This window comes from Spongiactinospora sp. 9N601 (genome assembly GCF_044326295.1).
GTDB lineage: Bacteria > Actinomycetota > Actinomycetes > Streptosporangiales > Streptosporangiaceae > Spongiactinospora > Spongiactinospora gelatinilytica.
Genome location: NZ_JBIRBB010000007.1, coordinates 86,335 through 112,909 on the forward strand (window position 1 = coordinate 86,335; position 26,575 = coordinate 112,909).

At 71.1% G+C, this 26,575-nt stretch carries 25 protein-coding genes and 1 riboswitch; of the genes, 6 read left to right on the forward strand and 19 right to left on the reverse strand.

All coding sequences use genetic code 11. The features are described 5' to 3' along the window. Positions 1–16 precede the first annotated feature (16 nt). The 6 genes from ACH34R_RS17810 to ACH34R_RS17835 form a co-directional block, all read right to left on the reverse strand. Positions 17–799 carry a type III pantothenate kinase gene (locus ACH34R_RS17810; protein ID WP_111165008.1) on the reverse strand — a complete coding sequence of 261 codons (783 nt, stop codon included), beginning with the start codon at positions 797–799 and terminating at the stop codon, positions 17–19. Then, the gene (locus ACH34R_RS17815) at positions 799–3,321 is read right to left on the reverse strand and encodes an L-aspartate oxidase (protein WP_397562543.1); all 2,523 of its coding nucleotides are present in this window, start codon (positions 3,319–3,321) and stop codon (positions 799–801) included. Before ACH34R_RS17815 ends, ACH34R_RS17810 begins: the two co-directional genes overlap by 1 nt. A gap of 181 nt (positions 3,322–3,502) precedes the next feature. Next, a complete protein-coding gene (gene panD, locus ACH34R_RS17820) occupies positions 3,503–3,937 on the reverse strand; it encodes an aspartate 1-decarboxylase (RefSeq protein WP_397562544.1) in 435 nt (144 codons plus the stop codon). An 88-nt stretch (positions 3,938–4,025) separates the two neighbouring features. Next, positions 4,026–4,874, reverse strand: a complete 849-nt coding sequence (panC, locus tag ACH34R_RS17825) for a pantoate--beta-alanine ligase (RefSeq protein ID WP_397562545.1) — start codon at positions 4,872–4,874, stop codon at positions 4,026–4,028. Further along, complete coding sequence (locus ACH34R_RS17830) at positions 4,865–5,755, reverse strand: Rossmann-like and DUF2520 domain-containing protein (protein ID WP_397562546.1); 891 nt, start codon at positions 5,753–5,755, stop codon at positions 4,865–4,867. The genes panC and ACH34R_RS17830 overlap by 10 nt, the downstream gene beginning before the upstream one ends. Before the next feature lie 2,083 nt (positions 5,756–7,838). Beyond that, positions 7,839–8,096 (reverse strand): chaplin, encoded by a 258-nt coding sequence (locus tag ACH34R_RS17835; protein WP_233506891.1) that lies wholly within the window; start codon positions 8,094–8,096, stop codon positions 7,839–7,841. A gap of 203 nt (positions 8,097–8,299) precedes the next feature. On the opposite strand from ACH34R_RS17835, the gene ACH34R_RS17840 reads away from it, so the two are divergent. Genes ACH34R_RS17840 through ACH34R_RS17850 form a run of 3 tightly spaced genes read left to right on the forward strand, consistent with a single transcriptional unit; the run spans position 8,300 to position 11,038 of the window. Beyond that, positions 8,300–9,331 (forward strand): SAM-dependent methyltransferase, encoded by a 1,032-nt coding sequence (locus ACH34R_RS17840; protein WP_397562547.1) that lies wholly within the window; start codon positions 8,300–8,302, stop codon positions 9,329–9,331. A gap of 58 nt (positions 9,332–9,389) precedes the next feature. Further along, on the forward strand, positions 9,390–9,872 hold the full coding sequence (locus ACH34R_RS17845; RefSeq protein WP_397562548.1) for a cation:proton antiporter regulatory subunit: 483 nt from the start codon (positions 9,390–9,392) through the stop codon (positions 9,870–9,872). A gap of 8 nt (positions 9,873–9,880) precedes the next feature. Beyond that, complete coding sequence (locus ACH34R_RS17850) at positions 9,881–11,038, forward strand: cation:proton antiporter (RefSeq protein ID WP_397562549.1); 1,158 nt, start codon at positions 9,881–9,883, stop codon at positions 11,036–11,038. An 18-nt stretch (positions 11,039–11,056) separates the two neighbouring features. Here ACH34R_RS17850 and ACH34R_RS17855 read toward each other — a convergent pair whose 3' ends face one another. Continuing rightward, positions 11,057–11,830 carry a TerC family protein gene (locus tag ACH34R_RS17855; protein ID WP_397562550.1) on the reverse strand — a complete coding sequence of 258 codons (774 nt, stop codon included), beginning with the start codon at positions 11,828–11,830 and terminating at the stop codon, positions 11,057–11,059. 122 nt (positions 11,831–11,952) lie between these two features. Further along, positions 11,953–12,068, forward strand: a riboswitch (SAM riboswitch). 106 nt (positions 12,069–12,174) lie between these two features. Here ACH34R_RS17855 and ACH34R_RS17860 point away from each other — a divergent pair. Both ACH34R_RS17860 and ACH34R_RS17865 read left to right on the forward strand, forming a co-directional pair. Continuing rightward, on the forward strand, positions 12,175–13,461 hold the full coding sequence (locus tag ACH34R_RS17860; protein ID WP_397562920.1) for an aminotransferase class V-fold PLP-dependent enzyme: 1,287 nt from the start codon (positions 12,175–12,177) through the stop codon (positions 13,459–13,461). Between the two features lie 17 nt (positions 13,462–13,478). Beyond that, a complete protein-coding gene (locus ACH34R_RS17865; protein ID WP_397562551.1) occupies positions 13,479–14,636 on the forward strand; it encodes an NADH-quinone oxidoreductase subunit D in 1,158 nt (385 codons plus the stop codon). Positions 14,637–14,649: 13 nt separating this feature from the next. Here ACH34R_RS17865 and ACH34R_RS17870 read toward each other — a convergent pair whose 3' ends face one another. From ACH34R_RS17870 to dacB, 11 genes are all read right to left on the reverse strand, one after another. Continuing rightward, complete coding sequence (locus tag ACH34R_RS17870; RefSeq protein ID WP_397562552.1) at positions 14,650–15,114, reverse strand: DUF3180 domain-containing protein; 465 nt, start codon at positions 15,112–15,114, stop codon at positions 14,650–14,652. 37 nt (positions 15,115–15,151) lie between these two features. Continuing rightward, on the reverse strand, positions 15,152–15,652 hold the full coding sequence (gene folK / locus ACH34R_RS17875) for a 2-amino-4-hydroxy-6-hydroxymethyldihydropteridine diphosphokinase (RefSeq protein ID WP_397562553.1): 501 nt from the start codon (positions 15,650–15,652) through the stop codon (positions 15,152–15,154). Next, positions 15,649–16,020, reverse strand: coding sequence for a dihydroneopterin aldolase (gene folB, locus ACH34R_RS17880; protein WP_397562554.1), 372 nt, complete (start codon positions 16,018–16,020; stop codon positions 15,649–15,651). Before folB ends, folK begins: the two co-directional genes overlap by 4 nt. Further along, complete coding sequence (locus ACH34R_RS17885) at positions 16,017–16,457, reverse strand: nuclear transport factor 2 family protein (RefSeq protein ID WP_111168994.1); 441 nt, start codon at positions 16,455–16,457, stop codon at positions 16,017–16,019. Before ACH34R_RS17885 ends, folB begins: the two co-directional genes overlap by 4 nt. Continuing rightward, complete coding sequence (folP, locus tag ACH34R_RS17890; RefSeq protein WP_397562555.1) at positions 16,454–17,308, reverse strand: dihydropteroate synthase; 855 nt, start codon at positions 17,306–17,308, stop codon at positions 16,454–16,456. Before folP ends, ACH34R_RS17885 begins: the two co-directional genes overlap by 4 nt. 217 nt (positions 17,309–17,525) lie before the next feature. Continuing rightward, on the reverse strand, positions 17,526–18,122 hold the full coding sequence (gene folE / locus ACH34R_RS17895; protein ID WP_111168993.1) for a GTP cyclohydrolase I FolE: 597 nt from the start codon (positions 18,120–18,122) through the stop codon (positions 17,526–17,528). Between the two features lie 2 nt (positions 18,123–18,124). After that, positions 18,125–20,101 (reverse strand): ATP-dependent zinc metalloprotease FtsH, encoded by a 1,977-nt coding sequence (ftsH, locus tag ACH34R_RS17900; RefSeq protein ID WP_397562556.1) that lies wholly within the window; start codon positions 20,099–20,101, stop codon positions 18,125–18,127. A 305-nt stretch (positions 20,102–20,406) separates the two neighbouring features. Then, a complete protein-coding gene (gene hpt / locus ACH34R_RS17905; RefSeq protein WP_111168991.1) occupies positions 20,407–20,988 on the reverse strand; it encodes a hypoxanthine phosphoribosyltransferase in 582 nt (193 codons plus the stop codon). A gap of 45 nt (positions 20,989–21,033) precedes the next feature. Next, positions 21,034–22,068: a tRNA lysidine(34) synthetase TilS gene (gene tilS / locus ACH34R_RS17910; protein ID WP_397562557.1), complete on the reverse strand. Its 1,035-nt coding sequence runs from the start codon at positions 22,066–22,068 to the stop codon at positions 21,034–21,036. A gap of 6 nt (positions 22,069–22,074) precedes the next feature. Beyond that, positions 22,075–23,244, reverse strand: coding sequence for a zinc-dependent metalloprotease (locus ACH34R_RS17915; protein WP_397562558.1), 1,170 nt, complete (start codon positions 23,242–23,244; stop codon positions 22,075–22,077). Between the two features lie 67 nt (positions 23,245–23,311). Continuing rightward, on the reverse strand, positions 23,312–24,718 hold the full coding sequence (gene dacB, locus ACH34R_RS17920; protein WP_397562559.1) for a D-alanyl-D-alanine carboxypeptidase/D-alanyl-D-alanine-endopeptidase: 1,407 nt from the start codon (positions 24,716–24,718) through the stop codon (positions 23,312–23,314). 86 nt (positions 24,719–24,804) lie between these two features. Between dacB and ACH34R_RS17925 the strand changes: the two genes are divergently transcribed. Beyond that, complete coding sequence (locus tag ACH34R_RS17925; RefSeq protein ID WP_199537068.1) at positions 24,805–25,299, forward strand: inorganic diphosphatase; 495 nt, start codon at positions 24,805–24,807, stop codon at positions 25,297–25,299. A 7-nt stretch (positions 25,300–25,306) separates the two neighbouring features. Here ACH34R_RS17925 and ACH34R_RS17930 read toward each other — a convergent pair whose 3' ends face one another. Continuing rightward, positions 25,307–26,527, reverse strand: a complete 1,221-nt coding sequence (locus ACH34R_RS17930; RefSeq protein ID WP_397562560.1) for a C40 family peptidase — start codon at positions 26,525–26,527, stop codon at positions 25,307–25,309. Between the last annotated feature and the right edge of the window lie 48 nt (positions 26,528–26,575).

The window sequence follows — 26,575 nt, forward strand, 5'->3', positions numbered from 1 at the left end:
TCGCTCTGCGCGGTTGCTACTGGGTGTTGCGCTCGTACACGAGCCGCAGTCCGATCAGCGTCAGCCAGGGCTCATGCACGTCCACCGACCGCGCCTCGCCCGAGACCAGCGACGCGTGCCCGCCGGTCGCCACCACCGTGACCTCGTCGGGGTCGTCGCTCAGCTCGGCGGCCATCCGCTCGACGATGCCGTCCACCTGCCCGGCGAAGCCGTAGATGATGCCGGACTGAAGGGCCTCGACGGTGTTCTTGGCGATCACCGCCCGCGGCCGGACCAGCTCGACCTTGTGCAGTTGCGCGCCGGCCGCGGCCAGGGCGTCCACCGAGATCTCGATGCCGGGCGCGGTCACCGCGCCGACGTACTCACCGCGCGAGGACACCGCGTCGAAGGAGGTGGCGGTGCCGAAGTCGACGATGACGCACGGCCCGCCGTACAGGTGGATGGCGGCCAGCGCGTTCACGATGCGGTCGCTGCCGACCTCCTTGGGGTTGTCCATGCGGACCGGCACGCCGGTCCGCACTCCGGGCTCCACGACCACGTTGTTGACGTCGCCGTAGTAGCGGCGGCACATCTCGCGCATCTCGTTCAGCACCGAGGGGACGGTCGAGCAGATCGCGATGCCGTTGACGTCGGCGTTCGCGAGCAGCGGCGACTGCCCGAGCAGTCCTTGCAGGACCACGGCGATCTCGTCGGCGGTACGGCGGGCATCGGTGGCGATCCGCCAATGCTCGATCAGGTCCTCCCCAGAGAAGAGCCCGAGCACCGTATGAGTGTTGCCGACGTCGATCGTGAGCAGCATCAAGCCCCCCGCAGATCCAGTGCGATGTCGAGCGCGGGGGCCGAGTGCGTGAGAGCCCCCACGGAAAGGTAATCGACGCCAGTCTCCGCCACATCACGGGCCGATTCCAAGGTCAATCCGCCACTGGCCTCCAACCGTGCCCGATTTTTCACCAATGTCACGGCCGTCGCGGTGTCCTTGACGCTGAAGTTGTCGAGCAGGATCTCCTCGGCGCCCTCGGCGAGGACCGGTTCGATCTGGTCGATGCGGTCCACCTCCACCTCGATCGGCAGGTCCGGGTACGCCTCGCGCACCGCCCTGAACGCCTCGGCGACACCACCCGCGGCGACCACGTGATTGTCCTTGATCAACGCCGCGGCCGACAAGGACATCCGATGATTGACTCCACCGCCGCAGCGTACGGCGTACTTCTCCAGCGCGCGGAGGCCGGGGAGGGTCTTGCGGCTGTCCCTGATGCACGCCGCCGTACCCTCCACCGCGCGGACCCAGCGGGCGGTCATGGTGGCCACGCCGGACAGGTGGGTCAGGATGTTGAGCGCGGTCCGCTCGGCGGTCAGCAGGTCGCGCGTCGGACCGGTGACGGTCATCAGGACCTCGCCCCTGGACACCCGCTCGCCGTCCTTGACGTGCCGTTCGGCGGTCAGCCGCCCGCCGGACGCGTGCGCGAACAGCCCTTCGGCCACGGCCAGGCCGCTGACCACGCCGTCGGCGCGGGCCACCACGTCGGCGGCGGCCCGCTGACCGGCCGGGATGGTCGCCAGGCTGGTCACGTCGCCCACCTCGGACAGGTCCTCGGCCAGCGCGGTGTCGTACAGGGCGACCACGGCGGCCGGGTCCAGGCCCGCGCCGGCGAGATCGGCCTCGACGTGCTGCGGGAGCGTCGTGCGGGCGCGGTAGGTCATGATGATCCCCTCTTCGGACAGGGTGGCGTCCAGATGTCCCAGCCACCGGGTGTCGTCGCGGTCCGGATGGTCCTCGCGCCAGTGCGAGCCGCGGGTCTCCTCGCGCAGCGCGGCGGCGGCCACCAGCGCGGAGGCCACCGTCAGCAGGTTCGTCGCCTCCCAGGACTCCGTGCGCGGCTCGACCGCCACCGGGGTCCAGCGGGCGTCCCGCAGCGCGCGGGCCGCCTCGGCGAGGCTGTCGCGGCTGCGCAGGACGCTCGCCCCGCGGCTCATGTGGCCCTGCACCCGCGTCCGGGCCCTCGGGTCCACCAGGCCGGTCACGGCGCCCGCACGGGGCACAGGAGGCCCGGGACGGGGGCGCCGGGCGTGGACGTCGCCCGCGATGCGGTCGGCGAAGACCAGTCCTTCCAGCAGCGAGTTGGAGGCCAGCCGGTTGGCGCCGTGGACGCCGGTGCAGGCGACCTCGCCGCACGCGTACAGGCCGGGGACGCTGGTGCGCCCGTACAGGTCGGCGCGTACCCCGCCGCTGGCGTAGTGGGCGGCCGGGACGACCGGGACGAGTTGCGTCACCGGGTCGATGCCGTGCTCCAGGCAGACCGCGTGGATGGTCGGGAAGCGGGTGCGCCACTTGTCGGCGCCGAAGTGCCTGCCGTCCAGGTGTACGTGGTCGGTGCCGGTCTCGCGCATCCGCCGCATGATCGCCTTGGCGACGATGTCGCGCGGCGCGAGGTCGGCGAGTTCGTGGGCGTCCCGCATGAACCTTTCGCCGGTCTTGTCCACCAGGAACGCGCCCTCGCCCCTGACCGCCTCGGAGACCAGCGGCTGCTGACCGGTGGCGTCCTCGCCCAGCCACAGCACCGTGGGATGGAACTGCACGAACTCCAGATCCCTGACCACGGCCCCGGCGCGCAGCGCGAGCGCCACGCCGTCCCCGGTGGAGACGGCGGGGTTGGTGGTGGCCGCGTACACCTGGCCCATGCCGCCGGTGGCCAGCACCACCGCGTTCGCGCGTACCGCGCCGACGCCGTCCCGCGCGCCCTCGCCCATCACGTGCAGGGTGATCCCGCAGGCGTGCCCGTCGGCGTCGGTGAGCAGGTCCAGGACGAGAGCGTGCTCGATGACGTCGATCCGGGTGGCGGCGACGGCCTCGATCAGGGCCCGCTGCACCTCCGCGCCCGTCGCGTCGCCGCCCGCGTGCACGATGCGGTCGCGCCGGTGGCCGCCCTCCCTGGTGAGCTGCAACTCACCGCGCGCGTCACGGTCGAACCTGGCCCCGCGTTCCATCAGCCGCCGCAGCGCGCCCGGCCCCTCGGTCACCAGGGCCCGTACGGCCGGCACGTCGCACAGGCCGACGCCGGCGGTGAGCGTGTCCGTCAGATGCTCGCCAGGCGAGTCGCCCGGGTCGAGCACCGCGGCGATCCCGCCCTGCGCCCAGCGCGTCGAACCGGCCGCCAGGACGTCCTTGGTGACCACCATGACCGAGGCGGCCGGGTCCAGCTCCGCGTAGCGCAGAGCGACGCTCAGCCCCGCGACGCCCGAACCGACGACCACGAGGTCGGCGGAGACCGTCCATCCGGGGTCAGGGGCGGTCAGACGTGCCGGGATGGCTGGGGAGCTCACAGGCCACCTCTTCTCGGCCCGGCTCCTGCTGCCGGGCACATGTGGTGATTCAACCGCTTACGCGGCAAATTTCGTCAACATGACGATAACCGGGGGCCTGTGGTGGTTCATTCCCGGGTATGGGGTCAGTGCCGAGGGATCTCCCTTGGAGCCCTCGTGCCGCTTAGACATCGGAGGAATGTCAGGCGATGCCCATGGGGTGGGGCTCGTCGCCGCGCAGGGTGCCCAGGTCTCCGCCGGGGAGGGCGGCGGCCGGGTCGGTGTCCAGTTGGACGATGCGGTTGTCCCGATCGACATGGACGATCTTGGGTGCGAAGGCGCGCGCCTCCGCGTCCTCCATCTGGCCGTAGGCGATGATGATCACCAGGTCGCCCGGCTGGACCAGGCGGGCGGCGGCCCCGTTGATCCCGATGATCCTCGAGCCGCGCGGCCCGGTGATCGTGTACGTGACCAGCCTGGCGCCGTTGTCGATGTCGACGATGTGCACCTGCTCGCCGGGCAGCAGCCCGGCCGCGTCCATCAGATCCTCGTCGATGGTCACCGAACCCACGTAGTGCAGGTCGGCCTGGGTGACGGTGGCCCTGTGGATCTTGGACGTGAGCATGGTCCTGAGCATGCGCTGACTCCACCCTTCGCTCGGTCGCGCCGCCACGCCGGCGTGCGCGCCGGCCTACAGGCTACTTTCCTGCTCTGGCGAGCGCGCCTCAGGATGCCGTCAGGGTGATGTTGTCGATCAGCCGGGTCGTGCCGACCCGGGCGGCGACCGCGAGCACCGCCTCGCCCTGGTGGTCGCCGGGCACCTCGGTGAAGGTCAGCGGATCGACCAGGGCGAGATAATCCAGCTTGAGCGGGGGTTCGGCGTGGGCGGCGGCGTCCAGTACCTCGCCGGCCGCCCGCTTGATCTCGGCCGGGCCGCGCTGGGCGGCGCCCGCGCGCAGGGCGCGGGAGAGCGCGAGGGCGGTACGGCGGTCGGCCTCGGACAGATAGCGGTTGCGGCTGGACAGGGCCAGGCCGTCGGGCTCGCGCACGGTCTCGCCGCCGGCGATCTCGATCGGCAGGTCCAGGTCGAGGACCATCCTGCGGATGATCGCCAGTTGCTGGGCGTCCTTGCGGCCGAACACCGCGACATCCGGGCGTACCAGGTTGAACAGCTTGTTCACCACGGTGAGCACGCCGTCGAAGTGGCCGGGGCGGAACGTACCTTCGACGATCGCGCCCATCGGCCCGGCGGAGACGGAGACCTGGCGGTCGGGGCGGTACATCGCCTCGGGGGACGGGGCGAAGACGACGTTCACCCCCTCGGCGGCGCATGCGTCCAGGTCTACCTGGAAGGTGCGGGGATAGCGGGAGAAATCCTCATCCGGAGAGAACTGGAGGGGGTTGACGAAAATGCTGACCACCACGTGCTCGGCGTACTGCCTGGCGAGCCTGATCAGCGACCGGTGCCCCTCGTGCAGCGCGCCCATGGTCGGCACCAGCGCCAGCCGTCCGCCCCCCAGCTCGCCGCGCGCGGTGTCCAGCTCCGCGCGGTCGCGCGCGACGATCACGTCCATATGTTGCCTCCCAGCGCGTCCAGCAGGCGCTCGGCCGCCTCCGGTTTGAGCAGCCCCGCCGCGAGCGCCCGGTCGGCGGTCAGCCGGGCCAGCGCGATGTAGGCGTCGGCCGCCTCGGGGGCGGCCAGGATCAGCGCGTCCACGTGCTTGCGTACCGTGCCCGCGTCGCCGCGCACCACCGGGCCGGTGAGGCCCGCGATGCCGAGCCGCAGCACGTTGTCCAGAGCCGCGCCGAGCAGCGGGCCGAGCATCCGGCCCGGGTGCTCCACGCCGATCCGGCCGAGCAGCTCCTGCGACTCGGCGATCAGCGTGACCATGTGGTTGGCCGCCCCGGCGAGCGCCGCGTGGTAGAGCGCGCGGTCCGCGTCGTCGATCCAGACCGGCTCGCCGCTCATCTCGATGACCAGCGCCTCGGCCACCGGGCGCAGTGTGGGCGGCGCGGTGACGCCGAACGAGCAGCCGACCAGGCGGCGCAGGTCGTCGTCCCGGCCGGTGAAGGTCATCACCGGGTGCAGCGCCAGCGGCAGCGCGCCGGCCTGCGCGGCGGGCTCCAGCACACTGAGGCCGTAGGCGCCGCTGGTGTGCGCGAGCAGCTTGCCGTGCAGATCGACCCCGGTCGCCGCGAGCCCGGACACCAGGCCCGGCAGAACGTCGTCCGGTACGGTCAGCAGCACCAGCTCGGAGGCGCGTACGACCTCGTCCGGAGTGACGGGCGAGACGCCCAGCCGCTCCGCGGCCCTGCGCTGTGAGGCGTCGGAGACCCCGCTCGCCGCCACCACGCGATGGCCGGCCGTCACCAAGGCTGCACCGAGCACCGAACCGACCCGTCCGGCGCCGAGAATCCCGACGGCCAGCCGTGCCGGACGATCCCCTGCGTCCATTTCGTCCCGTCCTGTTGAGAATGCCGGACGCCTGCGAGTCCGGACGCCTGCTCCGCTGCCCCACGTCCAGGGTAACGAAAGGAACGGGATGGACTTCGATCGGCACACGACTCAGGTTTTTACCGAAACCTGAGATACCGATAAATCGGAAAGGGAAGGCGAAGTGGGACAAAGCCCTTGAGTTGGGCGCCCCAGAGATGAGGAGGAGGGTCACCGATCGACTCATCGAAACGACGGGCGCCGAGCCCCGCGAAGGGGCCCGGCGCTCGCCTCTGAGCCCATCTGGAGAACGGACTCGCGAAGTTCTGGGTCGCATGGTTGCGATCCATGTGGACGGGACCACCGGCGCGGGGTCCCGTGTACCGGGGCATGGCCTGACGGCCCCGTGGATGGGGACCATCGGCCACTGCCCCGGCCGGACCGGACCGCACATGTCGACGGTCCCTGTGTTGTGGTGGACCGTCCATGTCGGCGATCCGCGTTGTACCGAAGTACCGTTCCGAAGCAACCGGCCCCGGGACAGCGGCCCTTGCCGGGCCTGAACTTCCCGGACGACAGCCGGTGAGCACCGGACCACCCGCGACGAACGGCCCGCGTTGAGCCGGACCGTCCAGCGGTGATCCACCGTGCCCCAGGCCGCCGGGTGACGACGGCCCAGGTAGTGCCGGGACCGCCCGTAACGACGGCCCGCGTAGTAGCCGGACCACCTCAGTGGTGATCCCCCCTCGCTCGCAGGCCACTTGATCGGCGGCCGGTGAGCAAGAGAAACAGCAGGTTATGAGCGACAGACCGCCTGTGGCGACGGTCCGCGTTGACTCGAACCATCCCAGCGGCGATCCGCCGCACCCCCAGGCCGCCGGCAACGACGACCCGGGCACCACCGGACCACCCGAACGGCGATCCGCCACACCCCAGGCCACCGATAACGCCGGCCCGGGTAAGACCGGAACCACCCCAGGCAGCAGCCCATACCGGGCCGAACCACCCGAACGGCGATTCGCCTTACTCCCAGGCCGCCCATCATGACGGCCCAGGTCACACCAGACCACCTTGAACAGTGGCCCACGAGTACGAACCGCCCAACCAGCGGCCCGTACCCACGAACCGCCGGTGACGGCGGCCCGCCTTCTACCGGGCCCGCCGGTGACGGCGACCCCAGGTAGCACCAGAACCACCCTGGGTAGCGGCCTGTGTCAGGCCGAACCACCCGAACGGCGATCCGCTTGACTCCCAGGCCGCCGGCAACGACGGCCCAGGTAGCACCAGACCACTCCGGGTAACGGCCCATGCCGGGCCGAACCACCCTGGAACAGTGATCCGCTCTGCAACCGGACCGCCTGTGCGGACGGTCCGTGTGGCACGTGATCGCTCGGCAGGCGATCCGTTGGTACGGCCACCTCGACGGCGGCCGGCAGGCCCATGACCACGACACGGTGACCCGTGTGCGCGAACCACCGGCACGATGTCCCGTGGCTCGGGATCATCAGCAGGACGATCCGCGGACTCGGGCCACGCGTATGGCGGTCCATGGGCGCCGGACCACCGGCTTGGTGGACCGTGGGCACGGATCGCGCGTGCGGCGATCCGCGGTCCCGGCCGGCCACATATGTGGCGACCGGTCGATCTGAACCTCCCGCCACGTGTGTGGCGGCCGGTCATCTTGGACCGCCGTCAGGCGTCCCGCGATGGGGACCCGCCGTCGATGGCGGTCCGTGAACCGGACCCGTTCACGCGCGGACTTCTACGAACTTCGCACGAACGGGCCGCGATACGGGCCGGTCGACCGGTGCCGCCCGTGGTCGGGCCGGCTCCGGCGAGGCGACCCGTGGTCCGGGCACCCCTTTTCAGGAGGCGGGTTGGTGCGCCCTGCCGTAGGGGGTCAGGACGCGAGGGCACTCGCGAGACGGCGAGTCCGTATCGGATCCGCGGCGTAAGCGCGGATCTCACCGACCCGCATGGGATGCGGGTCCTTGACGAGGGGCCCGCGACGAGGCTGGGCCCGCTGGGCACCCCGGCACGAAGTGCGAGGCGCGAGCGACCGGCCATCCGCCGACTGACCAGCCGCCTTGGTCACCCGGACCGGTCAGTTGTTGACCTTGGCCCCGTTGACGCACTTGCCCTGGGTGGGGTTGAGCACCGGAACCGCGATGACGTTGACCTGGTTGCCGCAGACGTTGATCGGCGCGGTGATCGGCACCTTCAGCTGGTTGCCGCCGAGGATGGACCCGTTGCCGCTGGTGCGGTCGCCGTTGTCGATGGTCGCGTGGGCGGGCGAAGCCATGAACACCACACCCGCGATGCCAGCGGCGATACCCGCCTGCATGAGGACTTTCTTGAGCACTCTGGCTCCCCTTTGTCTAGATGCGTTCTTCTCCGTCTCGCGTGGCGCCTTCGCCAGACGGACCAGTCGATGCCGGGCGGCCGGACCGCGCCCGATGGGGGACCGGGCCGGGACGGCTTTCGCCTCTCGACTGCAGAGCAAGGTTAGCGCAAAGCGACGACAGCGGGTAGCAAACGCGTCACTCAGCGTGTCACGTTAGTGCCATGATCTCCCAGCGAGCGAATGAATACCCCGCCACCAGCGGGGATATAACTTCAGCAGACGTGTGGACCACCTGGCGAGTCGCGATGGAGCGGGCGCTCTACGGCAGGGATGGTTTCTACCTGCGCGAGCGCCCTTCCCGGCATTTCCGTACATCGGTGAACGCCTCTCCGGCCTTCGCCGAGGCCGTCGTGCGCATTCTGACCGACCTGGACGTACGGCTGGGCCACCCGCCCCGCCTTGATCTGGTCGACATCGGCGCCGGCGAGGGCACCCTGGTCGCACAGATCCTCACGCTGGTACACGAACCGCCGCACCACGAACTGGCCGCCCGCCTGCGGCTGACCGGCGTGGACCTGGCCCCCCGTCCCCCCGGCCTGCCCGCCGAGATCGCCTGGTGCGACTCCTGCCCCAAGGCCGTGACCGGCCTGATCATCTGCAACGAATGGCTCGACAACGTGCCGCTCGACGTGGCCGAGGGCACCACGGAAGGCCCGCGCATCGTGCTGGTCGACCCCGCCACCGGCAAGGAGCGGCTCGGCCCGCCCCCCGAGCCCGCCGACCTCGCCTGGCTGGAACGCTGGTGGCCGCTGTCCCCCGGCCGGCGCGCGGAGATCGGCCGGACCAGGGACGAGGCGTGGGCGTCCGTGCTGGGCAGGCTGACACGGGGCCGGGCCATCGCCGTGGATTATGCACACCCTGTGGACAACCGTCCGCCCTGCGGCACGCTCTGTGGATATCGTGACGGCACCCTGGTGCCGCCGATCCCCGACGGCTCCTGCGACATCACCGCCCACGTCGCCCTCGACTCGTGCGCCGCGACCGCCCCCGCCGGCCGTACCGTGACACGCCTCACGACCCAGCGCGAAGCGCTGCGCGCGCTCGGCCTCACCGGCGCGCGCCCACCGATCGAACTGGCCCACACCGCCCCCCGCGAATACCTGCGCGCACTGGCGAGGGCGGGCGAGGAGGCCGAACTGATCGACCCGACAGGTCTGGGTGGTTTTGGATGGCTATGCCATGACATCGGATGATTTACTCGCGATAGTGTGAACGGCGGTACGAGCCATGACGGGATGGAAAGGCCAACCGGTGGAGATCGAGCAGACCGCCCTGCCAGGAATCGGGTTGAAACACGAGTTCACCACCCGATCCGGACGCCGGTTGGGCGTGGTCAGCCACCGCACCGGGCGGCGCGACCTGATCATCTACGACAAGGACGACCCCGACCAAGCCTGCGAAGCGGTCAAGCTCAACGACGAGGAGGCCGACGCGCTCGTCGAACTCCTCGGCGCCCCGCGCATCGTGCAGCGCCTCAACGACCTGCACCGCCAGGTCGAAGGGCTGGTCAGCCTCCAGTACCCCATCCTCGCGGACACGCCGTACGCGGGACGGCCCATGGGCCACGCGCGCGTACGCACCCGCACCGGGGCCTCCATCGTCGCCATAGTTCGCGGCGGCCGGGTCATCGCCAGCCCGACCCCGGACTTCGTGATGGCGGCCGATGACGTCGTGGTGGTCGTGGGCAGCCCGGACAGCACGGCGGCCGTCGCCGAAATCCTGGCCAACGGATAGGTCGGCTGTTGCACACTGCCATACTGTTTCTTGAGCTTGGTGGCATAATCCTCGGTCTCGGCGTGCTCGGCGCTCTCGCGCTGCGAGCCGGGATCTCCCCCATCCCCCTCTACCTGATGGCCGGTCTCGCGTTCGGCCACGGCGGCCTCCTCCCGCTCGCGACCAGCGAGGAGTTCATCTCGGTCGGCGCCGAACTGGGCGTCATCCTGCTGCTGCTCACGCTCGGCCTGGAGTACAACGCCGACGAACTCGTCAGCAGCCTGCGCGGCAACGCCCGCGGCGGCATCGTCGACCTCGTGCTCAACGCCGCCCCGGGCGCCGCGGCGGCGCTGCTGCTCGGCTGGGGCCCGGTCGCCGCCGTCGCCATGGCCGGCGTCACGTACGCGACCTCCTCCGGCATCACCGCCAAGGTACTGTCCGACCTCGGCTGGATCGGTAACCGGGAGACGCCCGTCGTCCTTTCCCTGCTCGTCTTCGAAGACCTCACCATGGCCCTCTACCTGCCGATCCTCACCGCCATCCTGGCGGGCGTGAGCCTGATCGGCGGGGCCGTCACGGTGGCCATCGCGCTCGGCACGGTCAGCGTCGTCCTGCTGGTGGCCCTCAGGTACGGCAAGGCGATCGAGTGGTTCGTGGCCAGCCCGAACTCCGAGGTCCTCCTGCTCAAGGTCTTCGGGCTCACGCTGCTGGTGGCCGGCATCGCCCAGCAGCTCCAGGTCTCCGCGGCCGTGGGCGCGTTCCTGGTCGGCATCGCCCTGTCCGGCGAACTCGCCGAGGACGCCCGCGCCCTGCTCACCCCCATCCGCGACCTGTTCGCCGCGGTCTTCTTCGTCTTCTTCGGCATGCAGACCGACCCCGGCGCGATCCCCCCGGTCGCCGCCCTCGCCGCCGCCCTCGCCGTGGTCAGCCTGATCACCAAGCTGCTGACCGGCGCGTACGCCGCCCGCCGAGCCGGCATCGCCAAGGCCGGCCAGGCCCGTGCGGGCATCGCGATGATCCCCCGCGGAGAGTTCAACATCGTCATCGCCGGCCTCGCCGTCAGCGCAGGCGCCCACCCCGACCTCGGCCCCCTGTCCGCCACCTACGTCCTCATCCTCGCCGCCTTCGGCCCCCTCGCCGCCCGACTCATCCAGCCCCTCATCACCGCCATCGCCAAACGCGCCTGACCAGCGAAGCGGAGATCATCACTCCTGGTCGCCGGTGTAGCGGCCGTGGAGTTCGATGGGGGCGCGGCGGCCGGCCTTGGTGCGGACGCGGATGTTGAGGAGTTCGACGGCCAGGGAGAAGGCCATCGCGAAGTAGATGTAGCCCTTGTCGATGTGCTGGCCGAGGCCCTCGGCGACGAGTACCACGCCGATCAGGATCAGGAATGCCAGGGCGAGCATCTTGATGCTGGGGTGGGCGTCCACGAAGCGGGCGATCGGGCCGGAGGCGACCAGCATGACGATCACGGCGACCACCACGGCGGCGACCATCACGCCGAGTTCGTCGACCATGCCGACCGCGGTGATGACCGAGTCGAGGGAGAAGACGATGTCGAGCACCATGATCTGAAGGATCACGGAGGTGAACGAGGGGGCGACCTTGCCGGCCGCGTGGCCGGACTTGCCCTCCAGGCTGTCGCCGATCTCGAAGGTGCTCTTGGCCAGCAGGAAGAGGCCGCCGAGGAGGAGGATCAGGTCGCGGCCGGATATCTCGTTGCCGAAGACCTCGAACAGCGGCGCGGTCAGCCGTACCACCCAGGACAGGGCGAAGAGCAGGGCCAGGCGGCTGATCAGGGCGGCGGCGATGCCGAGGACGCGGGCCCTGTCGCGTTGCTCGGGGGGTAGTTTCCCGGCCAGGATCGAAATGAAGATGATGTTGTCGATGCCCAGCACGATCTCCAGGCTGACCAGGGTCAAGAACCCGATCCAGACACCCGGGTCGGTCACCCAGTCCATCGGTCCTCCAGCGCTCATGTTCACAAGTTCGCTGGTCGCAACGTGCGGGCCGGGGAGAAAGTTCGGGAACGTGACGAACTCACGGCGAGCCGTTACCTGGTTGCGATCATGGCGGGGCGTTCGGTTATAGTTCCCCTATAGGTCATGAGTGCCAGCGCAAAGCCCCGGCTAGCTGGCCGGCAACCCTCGCGTCCGCGGCGGGGTGCCCCGGGTGAAGACCTGGTCCGGCGCGTGGTGCGCCGGGCAAGCGCGGGCTCCGTCGCCGTCCACGCCAGGGCAGGGGTCCGACGACCCTGAGGAGGCATGGCGTGTCCGTGACCACGACGACCACTACCAGCGACGTGACCAGCGCATCCGGCCGGCTGAGCATCTTCTCGCAACGGCAGCGCTCCGGGTCCGTCCCGCAGGCCGTCGCCCCCGGCGGGCGCCCGCTGCCCGAAGTGCTCGGTTGCGACCTCGAAGTGCCGGTGAAGGGCGGCAGGCTGGTGCCGTACGCGAACCTCGACTACGCGGCGAGCGCCCCCTGTCTGGCCCCGGTGAACGCCGCCGTGGCCGCCGCGCTGCCCGCCTACTCCAGCGTTCACCGCGGGGCGGGCTACGCCTCGCAGCTCACCACCGCGCGCTACGAGCAGGCCAGGCAGACCGTGCGCGGGTTCGTGGGGGCGCGGCCGGGCGACGCCGTCGTGTTCACCAGGAACACCACCGACGCGACCAACCTGCTGGCCCGCTGCCTGCCCACGGGCACGACCGCGGTCGTGTTCGACTCCGAGCACCACGCGTCGCTGCTGCCCTGGCCGCAGGCCGTACGGCTGGCGCCGCCCGCGTTCCCTGGCGCGGCCGTACGGGCCGCGGACGAGGCGCTGGCCGCGATCGAGGGCCCGAAGCTGCTGGTCGTCACCGCCGCCTCCAACGTGACCGGCGAGTTGTGGCCGATCGCGGCGCTGGCGCACATCGCGCACCGGCACGGGGCGCGCATCCTGGTGGACGCCGCGCAACTGGTACCGCACCGGCGGCTCAACCTCACCGCGCTCGACCTGGACTACGTGGCGTTCTCCGGCCACAAGCTGTACGCGCCGTTCGGCGCGGGCGCGCTGGCCGGCCGCCCGGACTGGCTCACGGACGCCGACCCGTACCTCCGCGGCGGCGGCGCGACCCGCTCGGTCACCGCGGAGACCGCCGACTGGAGTGACGACGCCGAGCAGCGGCACGAGGCCGGCACCCCCAACGTGCTGGGCGCCATCGCGCTCGCCGCCGCCTGCGACGCGCTGACCGCCACCGGCTGGCTGCCGCTGGTCCGCGAGGAGGAACGCCTCCTGGCCCGGTTGCGCGCCGCCCTGGCGGGCATCGAGGGGGTCCACGAGCTGTCGCTGTGGGGGCCGGACCACCCGCGGGTCGGGATCGTGTCGTTCGTGCTGGACGGCTGGACGCCGCGCGAGGTGGCCGAGGCGCTGTCGGCGGAGTACGGCATCGGCGTACGCGACGGTAAGTTCTGTGCGCACCCGCTGGTCACGCACCTGCTGGACGGAGTGCCCGGTGGCTGCGCCGATGGCACGTCGGGCGCGGTGCGCGCCTCCATCGGCCTCGGCACGACCAGCGAGCACGTCGACCGGCTGGCCGCCGCCCTGCGGGACCTTGCCACCCGGCGCTGACGTGACAGCATGAAGGCATGCAGGAAGCCATGACCGAACGCATGGTGGGGATCGGCGCGGGAGCCAAGGAGCTGGCGACCGAGGACATGATCCTCAACATCGGCCCGCAGCACCCGTCCACCCACGGGGTGCTGCGGCTGCGCCTGATGCTCGACGGCGAGCGGATCAGTTCGGCCGAGCCGGTCATCGGGTACATGCACCGGGGCGCGGAGAAGCTTTTCGAGGTGCGCGACTACCGGCAGATCATCATGCTGGCCAACCGGCATGACTGGCTGTCGGCGTTCGCCAACGAGCTGGGCGTGGTCCTGGCCGCCGAGCGGATGCTGGGCATGGAGGTGCCGGTCCGGGCGGTGTGGGCGCGCACGCTGCTCGCGGAGCTGAACCGCGCGCTCAACCACCTGATGTTCCTCGGCTCCTACCCGCTGGAGCTGGGCGCGATCACGCCGATGTTCTACGCGTTCCGCGAGCGCGAGCTGATCCAGGCGGTGCTGGAGGAGATCTCCGGCGGGCGGATGCACTACATGTTCAACCGGGTGGGCGGCCTGAAGGAAGACCTGCCCGCGGGGTGGCTGGGCCGGGCCGGGCAGGCCGTCGCCCAGGTGCGCAGCCGCCTGCCCGACATCGAGGGGCTGTTGCTCGGCAACGACATCTTCCTGGCCCGCACCCGCGGCGTGGGGGTGCTCGACCGGCACACGATCATGCAGTACGGCGTGAGCGGCCCGATCGCCCGCGCCTCCGGGGTCGATTTCGACCTGCGCCGCGACGAACCGTACCTGGCGTACGGCGAGCTGCCGGTGAAGGTCGCCACCCGTACGGCCGGCGACTGCCACGCCCGCTTCGAGGTGCTGTTCGAGCAGCTCAGGGTGTCGCTCGACCTGGCCGACGCGTGCCTGGCCCGGCTCGCCGAGCTGCCGCCCGGCCCGATCAACCAGCGGCTGCCCAAGGTGCTGAAGGTCCCCGAGGGCCACACCTACGCCTGGACCGAGAGCCCGCTCGGCATCAACGGCTACTACCTGGTCTCACGCGGCGAGAAGACCCCGTGGCGGCTCAAGCTGCGCTCGGCGTCCTACAACAACGTGCAGGTGCTGCGCGAGATCCTGCCCGGCCACCTGGTGGCGGACATGGTGGCGATCCTGGGCTCGATGTTCTTCGTGGTCGGCGACATCGACAAGTGACCGCGGGCGGTCATCAGCGCTGCTGCTCGTCGGGTTGGCCCTGTTCGTCCTTGGGGATGCGGCAGCAGTACTCCAGGAACAGCGCGGCGCAGACCAGCGCCACGCAGGCCAGCAGCGAGCCGCCGGTCACGTAGAAGTCGCGTAGCGGGATCGCCTGTTCGAGCATCTGCGTGACGTGCAGCACGAACCCGGCGAAGACGCCGCCGAACACCGCCCCGGCGTACGCGGACGCCTTGGCCAGCGCGGCCAGCCGGGCCACGGCCAGCGGCTCCACGGGCTTGGTGCCGGGCCTGCGCCTGATCCGGTTGCGGGTGCCGACGCCGCTGATCAGCTCGCCGGCGGCGAGCAGCAGCACGGTGGGAATCGCCGTCCAGGGGACGGTGGGCAGCATCGAGTAGGAGCGCTGGAGCAGCGCCCAGGTCAGCAGCCCGACGACGACGAAGATGCCGACGAGCGGCAACGGCTTGGTGGGCTTCACCGCTGCCCCTCCCCGCCCGTGCGAGCCACCCCACCGCTCACATCGGCACCTGGAGGGTGCGGTCGGTACGGGGGCGCACACCCTGGTCGGTGACCGCGCCGGCGAGCGCGGCGACCGGACCGTGGCCGGGCAGCTCCCCCGCCGGGTCGGCGATCGCCCAGGGCACCAGCACGAACGCCCGCTCGTGCGCCCGCGGATGCGGCAGGGTCAGCTCGGGGTCGTCGCTCACGTGGTCGCCCGCCACGATCAGGTCGATGTCGAGGGTGCGCGGCCCCCAGCGCTCGGTGCGGCGGCGGCCGAAGGAGTCTTCGACGCTCTGCGCCCGCTCCAGCACCGCGCGCGGCGGCAGCGTGGTCTCGGCGACCACCACGGCGTTGAGGTAGGGGCCCTGGTCGGGCCCGCCCATCGGATCGGTCTCGTACACCGGCGAGACCGCCACGAACGTCAGCCCCGGGGCGTCGAACAACGCGTCGAGCGCGCCCTGGAGGGTGTCGAAGCGGCGCCCCAGGTTGCTGCCCAGTGAGAAGACGACCTTCACGACCGCCTCCTGGTGATGGTGACGACCACGTCGCCGAACGGCACCGGCACCGGGGCGGCCGGTTTGTGCACGCTCACCTGGGCCGCCTCCACCAGCGGCGAGATCGCCAGGCACACGTCGGCCAGGCGCTGCGCCAGCGTCTCGATCAGCGCCACCGGCTCGCCCTCCACGACCTTGGTGAGCCGCACGGCCAGCTCGCCGTAGTCGGCGGTCTTGGCCAGGTCGTCGCCGGCCGCCGCCGGGGCGGTGTCCAGGAACAGCGTGGCGTCCACCACGAACTCCTGCCCGAGCTGCCGCTCGGCCGCGAGGGCGCCGTGGAACCCTCTGGCCCGAAGCCCGGTCAGCGTGATCGTGTCGGTCGAGGTCACCCCGGCTCCTCCTGGTCGTCATCGTCGTCGCCGTGCAGCACCGGGGAGCCGTGGTGCATCCACAGCCGCCAGCCCTCCGGCGTCTTCACGAACGTGTTGCTGGCCACCACCTTGCCCGCGGCGAAGCTGGAGTCGCCCTCGTCGCCGGCCGTCAGGATGTTCTCGGCGCAGGTGAGCACCGCCACATCGCCGAAGACCGCGACGTTGACGTCGGTCAGCACGAACTGGATGTAGGGCGTGTTGGCCATGATCAGCGCCCAGGACCGCAGCACCTCGCCGCGCCCGCTGAGCATCGGCCAGCCGGGGTGGACGCAGCTCACCCGCAGGTCTTCGGTGTCATGGGCCCAGATGTCGGTCATCCGGTCGAGGTCGGCCTCCTCGATGGCGGAGTAGAACTCCTGGTTGGCCGTCTCGACGGCCGCCGTGTCGACGCTCATCTACTCCCTCCACGGGTCCACGCCGCGGCTACGCGGACGGCGTCGGCGTTGGCCGCGACCTGGTGCACGCGCACGCACCACGCACCGTCGCGCGCGGCCAGCGCGGTCACCGCGGCCGTCGCGTCGTCGCTGCGGCCGAACGGGCGCGGCGTGCCGTCGGAATCGGCCAGCAGGCGGCCGAGGAACCGTTTTCGCGAGGCCCCGATGAGCAGCGGGTGGCCCAGCTCGGCGAGGTCGCCGAGGGCGGCCATCAGGGCCCAGTTGTGCTCGGGGCGCTTGGCGAAGCCGAGCCCGGGGTCGATCACGATCTGCTCCTCGGCCACGCCATCGGCCAGTATCAGATCGATCCGCTTGGCCAGCTCCTCACGGACCTCGGTCACCACGTCGGTGTAGACGGCACGGGTGTCCATGTCGTGACTGTGCCCGCGCCAGTGCATCACGACGTACGGGACGCCGGTGTCGGCCACCACGCGGGCCATCTCGGGGTCGGCCAGGCCGCCGCTCACGTCGTTGACCAGCCTGGCTCCGACTTCGACAGCGGCCCGCGCCACCTCGGCGCGCATGGTGTCGACGCTCACCGGGACGCCGTCGGCGGCCAGGGCCCGGATCACCGGCACCACCCTGGCGAGCTCCTCCTCCAGGGAGACCCGGACGGCCCCGGGCCGGGTGGACTCGCCGCCCACGTCGACGATGTCGGCGCCCTGGCGCACCAGCTCGTGGCCGTGCCGGATCGCCACGCCCTCGTCGAACCACTGCCCGCCGTCGGAGAAGGAGTCGGGCGTGACATTGACCACGCCCATGACCAGGCACCGCTCCTCGACGGGCATTCCGGGGACGCTCCTTGTGGTCATGCGGTCAAGCCTAGGTCGTCGCCGTCCCCTGCCGACGCCGCGGGCCCACCTTGTGGATAACGAATCACCCTGTGTGGACAACGCATCGCCACGCCTTGGTAACGGAACGCCACGGAAGGATATCGGATCACGGCCACCGGATCACAGCCTCCACCCGCCGGCCGGCCCGCACCGGCCGCCCGGCGGTCCGATGCCGCGGCCGGCCCCCGGTGCCCGATCAGCGGCCCAGGATGAGCGACATGGCCTCGGCACGGGTCTTGTCGCTGTCACGGAAGCTGCCGCGCACCGCCGAGGTGATCGTCTTGGCACCCGGCTTGCGGACGCCGCGCATCGTCATGCACAGGTGCTCGCACTGGACCACCACGATGACCCCGCGCGGCTCCAGCACCGACATCAGCGCGTCGGCGATCTGCGAGGTCATCCGTTCCTGCACCTGCGGCCTGCGGGCGTAGACGTCGATCAGCCTGGCCAGCTTGGACAGGCCGGTGATCTGCCCCCTGGCGTTGGGGATGTAGCCGACGTGCGCCACCCCGTGGAAGGGCACCAGGTGGTGCTCACAGGTGGAGTAGACCTCGATGTCGCGGACCAGCACCATCTCGTCGTGGTCGGCGTCGAAGACCGTGGTCAGCACGTCTTCGGGCCGCTGCCCCAGCCCGGCGAACTGCTCCGCGTAAGCGCGGGCGACGCGGGCCGGGGTGTCGCGCAGGCCGTCTCGGTCCGGGTCTTCGCCGATCGCGATCAGGATCTCGCGTACGGCGCCCTCGATCCGGGCCGAGTCGACCTTCAGCGGTTCTTCGCGGTAGGCGTCACCCACGCTCAGGCCCCGTCTCGGGGGATCGCGTCCTTGGGTTCTATGCCGGTGCCCGCGGGGAGCGCGCCGTTGCCGTGCAGCTCCTTGCGGGTCAGCACCGGCGGCCGGTCGGACGGCAGGCGCTTGCCGTAGCCCGCGTAGGACGGCCGGTGCTCCCTGACGACGACCGGCGCGAAGATCCCGAGGACCATATCGCGCGAGAGCGTCTCCTTCTCCATCAGCTCGAGCACCAGGTTGTCGAGCACGTCGCGGTACTCGACCAGGATCTCCCACGCCTGGTCGTGCGCCGACTCGATCATCCGGCGGACCTCTTCGTCGATCGTCGAGGCGATCTTCTCGGAGTAGTCGCGCTCGTGGCCCATCTCCCGGCCCAGGAACACCTCGGCGTTGCCGGTGCCGAACTTGCGCGCGCCGAGCTGCTCGCTCATGCCGTACTCGGTGACCATGCGCCTGGCCACCGCGGTGGCCTTCTCGATGTCGTTGGACGCGCCGGTGGTGGGCTCGTGGAAGACGAGTTCCTCGGCCGCGCGCCCGCCGAGCAGCATGGCGAGCTGGTCCATCATCTCCGAGCGGGTGGCGAGGAACTTGTCCTCCATCGGCAGCGTCATCGTGTAGCCGAGCGCCCGCCCGCGGGACAGGATCGTGATCTTGTGCACCGGGTCGGAGTTGGGCAGCGCGTGCGCCACCAGTGCGTGACCGCCTTCGTGATAGGCGATCATCTTCTTTTCCTTGTCCGACATCACGCGGGACTTGCGCTCCGGACCGGCCATGACGCGGTCGATGGACTCCTCAAGGACGTCCATCGTGATGAGCTTCTGGTCGGCGCGGGCGGTGAGCAGCGCGGCCTCGTTGATCACGTTGGCCAGGTCGGCGCCGGTGAAGCCCGGGGTGCGGCGCGCGATCACGTCGAGGTCGACGTCTTCGGCGAACGGCTTGCCCCGGCCGTGTACGCGCAGGATGCCCTTGCGGCCCTCCAGGTCGGGCCGGTCGACGGTGACCTGGCGGTCGAAGCGGCCCGGCCGCAGCAGCGCCGGGTCAAGGATGTCGGGCCGGTTGGTCGCGGCGATCAGGATGACGCCGCCCTTGACGTCGAAGCCGTCCATCTCGACCAGGAGCTGGTTGAGCGTCTGCTCCCGCTCGTCGTGGCCGCCGCCCAGGCCGGCCCCGCGGTGACGGCCCACGGCGTCGATCTCGTCGATGAAGATGATCGCCGGGGCGTTGGCCTTGGCCTGCTCGAACAGGTCACGGACCCGGGAGGCGCCGACGCCGACGAACATTTCGACGAAGTCGGAACCGGAGATCGAGTAGAAAGGCACCCCGGCCTCGCCGGCCACGGCCCTGGCGAGCAGGGTCTTGCCGGTGCCGGGCGGGCCGTACAGCAGCACGCCCTTGGGGATCTTGGCGCCGATCGCCTGGAACTTGGCCGGGGCCTGGAGGAACTCCTTGATCTCCTGGAGCTCCTCGATGGCCTCGTCGGCCCCCGCGACGTCGGCGAACGTGGTCTTGGGGGTGTCCTTGGTGATGAGCTTGGCCTTGGACTTGCCGAAGTTCATCACCCGGGTGCCGCCGCCCTGCATCTGGTTCATGATGAACAGGAAGATCAGCACGATGATGATCAGCGGCAGCAGGCTCACCAACAGGCCGAGCAGGAAGTTCTCGCCCGGTACCTCGACGTTGTAGCCGTTTTGGAGCTTGCCGGCCTTCTCGGCCTGCTTGAGCTGGCCCGCGAGCTGGATGCCCTGGCCGGCCACCCACGACGAGTAGTAGCGCTTGCCGTTGGTCAGGGTGACCTCGATGCGCTGGTCCTTGTCGATGATCTTGGCCTGCTTGACCTGGCCCTCGTCGATGTAGGTCTCGATCTTCGAGGTGTCCGTGCGCTCGAAATTGCCGTCGCTGTTCCACATGGTCGTGACGAGCAGCAGCAGCACGACAATGCCCAGGATCCACAGGAGTGGCCCACGTGTAAATCGCTTGAGATCCATCCGATGCGGAACCCCGACGGGCCCGTCCCTTCCTGACCATGTCCTGGCACCCCGGCATACCTCACCAGGGTCGCGGCATCCCTAACCGCTCCAACTGACTACCCGCAGGCGACTGCGGATCACCATCGGGCAGTCAGAAGGTACACCGGAGCGCCGGGCAGGGTCACTGTCCAGACGGCACCGTCTGCCCTACCAACGTACGTCAGGCATTGCAGTGTTCCCGGCGGGTGTGACGAATGTCAGGCTGTGCGGGCCTTCGCTTCGCCCAGAGCGTATTCGCACCCGCTTCGCATCGGTGATTTCGGCTAGGATTTTTCCGCCGCGCTTTCCGTCCCGCCGCCGTAGACGTGCGGCGCCAGAGTTCCGATGAAGGGGAGGTTCCTGTATCGCTCGGCGTAGTCGAGACCGTAGCCGATCACGAACTCGTTGGGTATGTCGAATCCCACGTATTTCACGTCGATCGGCACCTTGACGGCGTCCGGCTTGCGCACGGCCGCGCAGATCTCCACCGAGGCGGGATTGCGCGAGCGCATGTTGTGGGCCAGCCAGGAGAGCGTCAGGCCGGAGTCGATGATGTCCTCCACCAGCAGGACGTGCCGGCCGGCGATGTCGGTGTCGAGGTCCTTCAGCACCCTGACCACTCCGGAGGACCGGGTGCCCGCCCCGTACGAGGAGACGGCCATCCAGTCCATCTCCACGGGGATGCGCAGCGCCCTGGCGAGGTCGGCCATGATCATGACCGCGCCCTTCAGCACTCCGACGATGAGCAGATCCTTGCCCGCGTAGTCCGCGTCGATCTTCCCGGCGATTTCCTTGATCTTGGCCTGGAGCTCGTCCTCGGAGATGAGGACCCTCTCCAGGTCTTTGCCCATGTCGGCTGCGTCCACCTGGGATGTTCCTTCGCGTCACGGTGTGGCGGCTCGGGGCCCGGATCAACCGGGCTTTCTGGCGAGTATCAGGGTGCCATACCGGCGAACGGCGGCCACGCCCGCGGGGAGGTCGATGCCGCGCTGGCCGCGCCAGTCGGTGAGCAGCCGGTCCACCGCGAGGATGTGCGCCGAGGACACCGATCCCGCGGGCGATCCGGCCGCCACGGCGGCGCGTCTGAGCACTCTGCGGCGTACCGCGCCGGGCAGGCCGGCCAACTCCGCCACCGCCAGCACGATATCGCTATGAGCGAAATCCCCCCGGGCTTCTGGAGTAGTGTCCTGAGCAGCTTCGCGGGCGGCTTTCCGGGCCGACGCGAAAGCGGATTCGGCCCAGGCGTCAAGTGCGTCGGCGTCCTCGCGGCACTGGCGGGCCGTACGGGCCAGGGCCTCGGCCACTCCCGGCCCCAACTCGCCCTCCAGGACCGGCAGCACCCGCTCGCGGACGCGCACCCGGGTGAACCGGGGGTCGGCGTTGTGCGGGTCGTCCCAGGGGTCGAGCCCGAGGGCGGCGCAGGCCGCGCGGGTGGTGGCCCGCGACAGCTCCAGCAGCGGACGCCGGTACAGGCCGGACTCGGCGGACATCCCCGACAGCGAACGCGTGCCGCTCCCCCGCGCGAGCCCCAGGAGCACCGTCTCAGCCTGGTCGTCGCGGGTATGCCCCAGGAGGACTGCGGCGGCCCCCAGGCGCTCTGCGGCCCCTTCCAGGGCCGCGTAGCGGGCATCCCTGGCCGCCGCCTCGGGCCCGCCGGTCCGGCCGACCTCGACCCGCAGCGCCTCCGCCGGGTCCAGGCCGAGCCGGGACGCCAGGCGTACCACCGTGGCGGCCTGGGCCGCCGAACCCTCCTGGAGCCCGTGATCGACGGTCAGCAGACCGGCCGCGAGCCCCGCGCGCGGGGCCTCGAAGCCGGCCGCGGCGGCCAGGGCCAGTGAGTCGGCGCCGCCGCTCGCGGCGACCAGCGCCAGCGAGCCGGACGGAAGCCCGGCCAACGCCGCCCGCACCGCCCGGCGGACGTCCGCCACGGCAGGATGCGGCCCCATCGGCGGTTACCCCTCCCGCGGAGGGCCGTCCCCGTCGCCGTCCACAGATCCGGAAGCGGGCTCGGCGGGGCCGCCGCCCGGGGAGCCGTTGAGGTGCGGGGTCTCCAGGGCCGGGGCGGTGACCACGCGGGCGATCCAGCGCTCCGGGTCGGCGATCTCGGCCTGGGTGGGCAGCGTCGAGGGGCTGCCCCAGACCTTGTTGAAGCCGTCCATCCCGACCCGATCGACCACCGTGCGCACGAACGCCGACCCCTCGGCGTACTGCTTCATCTTCAGGTCGATGCCCAGCAGCCTGCGGACCGTGCGATCGACCCGCGAGCCGCCCTCCCTGCGCTGCTGGAACCTGGTGCGGATCTCCGTCACCGACGGCACGACCGACGGGCCCACCGCGTCCATCACGTAGTCGCCGTGCCCCTCCACCAGGGTCATCACGGCCGTCAGGCGCTCAAGGATCTTCTTCTGCTCGGGCGTCTGGATCGCGTCGATCAGGTTGCCCTCGCCGCCGCGCACCGCGTCGGCGACCGCGTCGGCCGCGGTGCGCAGCCGTTCGAGCAGGGTCGGCAGGTCGAGATCGGAGGCCAGCAGGAACTCGGTCATCTGCGACCGCACGTACTCGCGCAGCCACGGCACCCCGGTGAACTGCACCCGGTGGGTCTCCTCGTGCAGGCACACCCACAGCCGGAAATCGCCCGGATCGACGCCCAGCTCGCGCTCGGCGTTGACGATGTTGGGGGCGACCAGCGTGAGCCGCCCGGTCGGGGCCCGGCCCGACGGGTCGGGCGGCAGGAACAGCTCGTACTGGCCGAGCACCCGGGATGCCAGGAAGGCCAGCACCGCGCCCACCTCGACGCCGGTGATCCGCGAGCCGACCGCGGCCACGATCGCCGGGGGCTGGGTCCGGCCTTCGCCGGACATCCGCTGGGTGAGTGGTTCGAGGACGACGCGGAAGCCCGCGACGTTGGCCTTGATCCAGCCCGGCCGGTCGACGATGGTCGCGGCCTGTGCGGACGCACCTCCGTCGATCCGCGTGAACTCGCGCACGTGGCGCTCGGCCTCGCGGGAGAGCCTGCGCAGGTCGGACACGGCCTGTCGCGCCTCCTCGCGGGTCACCTGCGGGCCAGGGCGCACCAGGCGCGTTCCGGTGGAGACGGCGAGATCCCAGTCGATCACCTGCATACCGTCCACCGTACGTGCTCGCGCGAGCCGCCGCGCGTATGGGATGACGGGTGGCCCGAGAGGGCCGTCAGCAGCCGCATCGGGACACGATCGCGGCGAGCCGGTCGAGCGCCGCCTCCGCCTCGCCCCAGCCGGACCGCACGTCGTCGGCCATGAAGGCGAAGGCGATGAGCCTGCCGTCGATCGTGGTGGCCAGCCCGGCCAGGGTGTTGACGCCGTTGAGGGTGCCGGTCTTGGCCCGTACCAGGCCCGCGCCCGGAATGCTCTCCTTGTCGCCGAACCGGTCGTCCAGGGTGCCGGAGAACGCGGCGATCGGCATGCCGCTCGCCACGGCGTGCAGCCGCGGATTGGCCGGGGAGGCCGCCGCGGTGAGCAGCCTGGCCAGCCCGGAGGGGCTGATCCGGTTCTTGGTGGAAAGGCCGCTGCCGTCGTGGACCTCCACGCCCTTGCCGGCGTTGAGCCGGCCGAGCACCGCGCGTACGGCCTGCGCCGCGCCCGCGAACGACGCGGGCCGCCCCTCCTTGATCGCCACATGCCGGGCGAGCGCCTCGGACAGGTCGTTGTCGCTCATCGTGAGGGCCCGTTCGACCAGCGCGTACATCGGCGCGGACTCCACCCTGGCCAGCTCGGCCGCCTGCCGCCCCGCCCTGACCCGCTTGACGGACGCCGAGGCGGACACGCCGTACTTGGCGAGCAGCTTGACGAAGGCCGTCGCCGCCACCCGCGGCGGGTCGGCGACCCGGGCCCGCAGGTCGGGGCCGCGCCGTCCCTCGTCGATGGCGAGCGCGGTGACCGGCGAGACGTTGCCCTCGGGCACGTAACCGGGCTTCCAGCCGGGCCCGAGGCGCGGCCCGGTGAACAGCGAGTCGTCGTACCCGAGCGTGACCTTGTCCACGCCCTTGGCCTGGAGCGCCTGGGCGGTGCGCTGGGCGAGCTGCGCCAGCGACGCCTGCTTCGGGTAGGGCGGATGCCTGGGCGCCTTGGGCCCGAGCAGTGTCGGGTCACCCCCTCCCACCAGCACGATCGACCCCTTCGCCGAGCCCGTCACGACCCGGGTCGCCAGCCTGGCCTCCGGCCCCATCGAGGCCAGCGCCGCCACCGAGGTGACGATCTTGGTGGTCGAGGCCGGCGTGATGCCGGAGTCGGAGCCGGACCCGTAGAGCACCGTCCCGGTGGCGGTGTCCATCACCGACGCGCCCACGCTGTCACCCAGCGCGGGGTCACCCAGGGCGTCGGCGAGCCTGGCCGCCAAAGTACCCTTGGCGGGGAGAGGACCGTTTCCGCCCGCGGCCAGCACCGGGCCAGCGGTGACAACGGGAACGGGCGGAGGCTCGGCCGGTGGGGCCGGACGTGGCGGGCCCGTCAGCGCGCTCAGGTTGACGTCGTTGGTGATCACATGGATGCCGACGGCGATCACGAAGACCTGGAGCAGGCCGAGGGTGACCACGACCGTCCACCGATCACGCCGCTCCACGCCGCAGGCCCCTCTCCAGACAGTGACGTTTACGAGACATTAACGCCCGTCCGGAGCTCCCGGGAGGGCTGAGCGGAGGAACCGCGGTGGACTTCGACGTTGTCGTTGAGATTCCCAAGGGGCAACGGAACAAGTATGAGGTCGATCACAAGACCGGGCGCATCCGCCTGGACCGGCTGCTCTTCACCTCCACTCAGTACCCCGCCGACTACGGCTTCATCGAGAACACCCTCGGCGAGGACGGCGACCCGCTGGACGCGCTGGTCCTCCTCCAGGAGCCGACCTTCCCCGGTTGCCTGATCCGCTGCCGGGCGGTCGGGATGTTCCGGATGACCGACGAGAAGGGCGGCGATGACAAGGTACTCTGCGTGCCTTCCACGGACCCGCGCATGGAGCACATCAGGGACATCCACCACGTGACGGAGTTCGATCGGCTGGAGATCCAGCACTTCTTCGAGGTCTACAAGGACCTGGAGCCGGGCAAGTCGGTCGAAGGGGCCAACTGGGTGGGCCGGGTGGAGGCCGAGGCCGAGATCCAGAACTCGATCAGGCGCGCGGTGGAGCAGGGCGGCGTGCACTGAGCCCTGCTCATCCGGGGCGGGTGGCGCCGACCAGGTCGTCTCGCCATATCGGGGCGATGCGCACGACGTCGCCGGTCTGCGGCGCGTGGACCATCATGTTCTTGCCGATGTACATCCCCACGTGGTGGATGTCGCCGGGATTGGACGTGATGCGGCCGAAGAACAGCAGGTCGCCCCGGCGCAGTGAGTCGAGCGGGACGTGCGGCCCGGAGGTCCACTGGGTGCCCGTCCAGTGGTCGAGCCGTACGCCCGCCCGCTCCCACGCGCGCATGGTGAGGCCGGAGCAGTCGAAGGTGTCCGGGCCGGCCGCCGCCCAGACGTAGGGCTTGCCGAGCTGGGCGAGCGCCCAGTCGGCGGCCAGGTCACCTCCGATGCTGCCGCCGCTGCCGCTCCCACCTGCGGGGACGGCACCGACGGTGGCCTGGTCGCGCCGCCGCGCCGCGCGCTCCTGCGCGGCGGCCCGCTCGCGGGCCAGCCGGTCGGCCTCGGACCTGGCCTGGTCGAGCCGATCTTGGAAGTCACGGACCTGGCCCTCGATCGCCGCGGTCTGCGCGCGCTGCCGGTCGAGCGCGGCCTGCGCCGCCGTCCGGGCCGCCTCCGCCCTGGCGGCGGCCTCCTGGCGCTCGGTGTAGGCCGTGGACGCCTGGGCGCGCAGGATGGTGGCGACCTCCTGCGCGTCGCGCATCCGCTTGAGCACTTCGGCGCGCCCGCCGCTCAGGTGGTGCAGCACGCTGGCCTGGTGCAGGTAGCCCGGCATGCCCCCGTTGCCGCCCGCGGCGACCACGGCGGCCATCGGGCGGGTCAGATCGACCCCGCCGTAGCTCTGCGCGGCCAGCGCGGCGACGTCGGCGCGGGCCTGGGCGAGGTGGGCGCCTGCGGCGCGCTGCCGTTCGGCCGCGGCCAGGTGGGCGCGCTCGGCCGCGGCCAGCCGTACCCGCTCGCCGTTGTACGCCTCGACCGCCCGCTCGGCCGCCGCGCTCAGCTCGCCCAGCCTGGCCCTGGCGTCGGCCAGGCCCGCGGCGGCCGTGCTCAGCCGCTGCTCCCGCACGTCAACGGCGCGCCGGGCCTCGGCCACGTCGCCCGCGGACGGGTCGGGCCGCGCGGTGGCGGGGGCCGCCCCGGCCGCCGTCAGAGACGTCAGGACCGTCAGCGTCGTCAGCGTCGTCAGGACCGGCGTGAGACGCCGGACACCGCGGACAGGCCGTGAAGTGGTGCCGGCCGAGTGCATGCTTCCCCCTTTCACCAGGGCTCACAACATGCACTTACTTCCCCCATG

Coding starts and splice junctions, on each gene's coding strand:
- ACH34R_RS17865 (WP_397562551.1), top strand. CDS start 13,479: ATGCAGGAAGCCATGACCGAACGCATGGTGGGGATCGGCGCGGGAGCC.
- ACH34R_RS17930 (WP_397562560.1), bottom strand. CDS start 26,527: ATGCACTCGGCCGGCACCACTTCACGGCCTGTCCGCGGTGTCCGGCGT.
- ACH34R_RS17840 (WP_397562547.1), top strand. CDS start 8,300: ATGATCTCCCAGCGAGCGAATGAATACCCCGCCACCAGCGGGGATATA.
- panC (WP_397562545.1), bottom strand. CDS start 4,874: ATGGACGTGATCGTCGCGCGCGACCGCGCGGAGCTGGACACCGCGCGC.
- panD (WP_397562544.1), bottom strand. CDS start 3,937: ATGCTCAGGACCATGCTCACGTCCAAGATCCACAGGGCCACCGTCACC.
- ACH34R_RS17810 (WP_111165008.1), bottom strand. CDS start 799: ATGCTGCTCACGATCGACGTCGGCAACACTCATACGGTGCTCGGGCTC.
- ACH34R_RS17830 (WP_397562546.1), bottom strand. CDS start 5,755: ATGGACGCAGGGGATCGTCCGGCACGGCTGGCCGTCGGGATTCTCGGC.
- ACH34R_RS17915 (WP_397562558.1), bottom strand. CDS start 23,244: ATGCAGGTGATCGACTGGGATCTCGCCGTCTCCACCGGAACGCGCCTG.
- tilS (WP_397562557.1), bottom strand. CDS start 22,068: ATGGGGCCGCATCCTGCCGTGGCGGACGTCCGCCGGGCGGTGCGGGCG.
- ftsH (WP_397562556.1), bottom strand. CDS start 20,101: ATGGATCTCAAGCGATTTACACGTGGGCCACTCCTGTGGATCCTGGGC.
- folP (WP_397562555.1), bottom strand. CDS start 17,308: ATGACCACAAGGAGCGTCCCCGGAATGCCCGTCGAGGAGCGGTGCCTG.
- ACH34R_RS17885 (WP_111168994.1), bottom strand. CDS start 16,457: ATGAGCGTCGACACGGCGGCCGTCGAGACGGCCAACCAGGAGTTCTAC.
- ACH34R_RS17855 (WP_397562550.1), bottom strand. CDS start 11,830: ATGAGCGCTGGAGGACCGATGGACTGGGTGACCGACCCGGGTGTCTGG.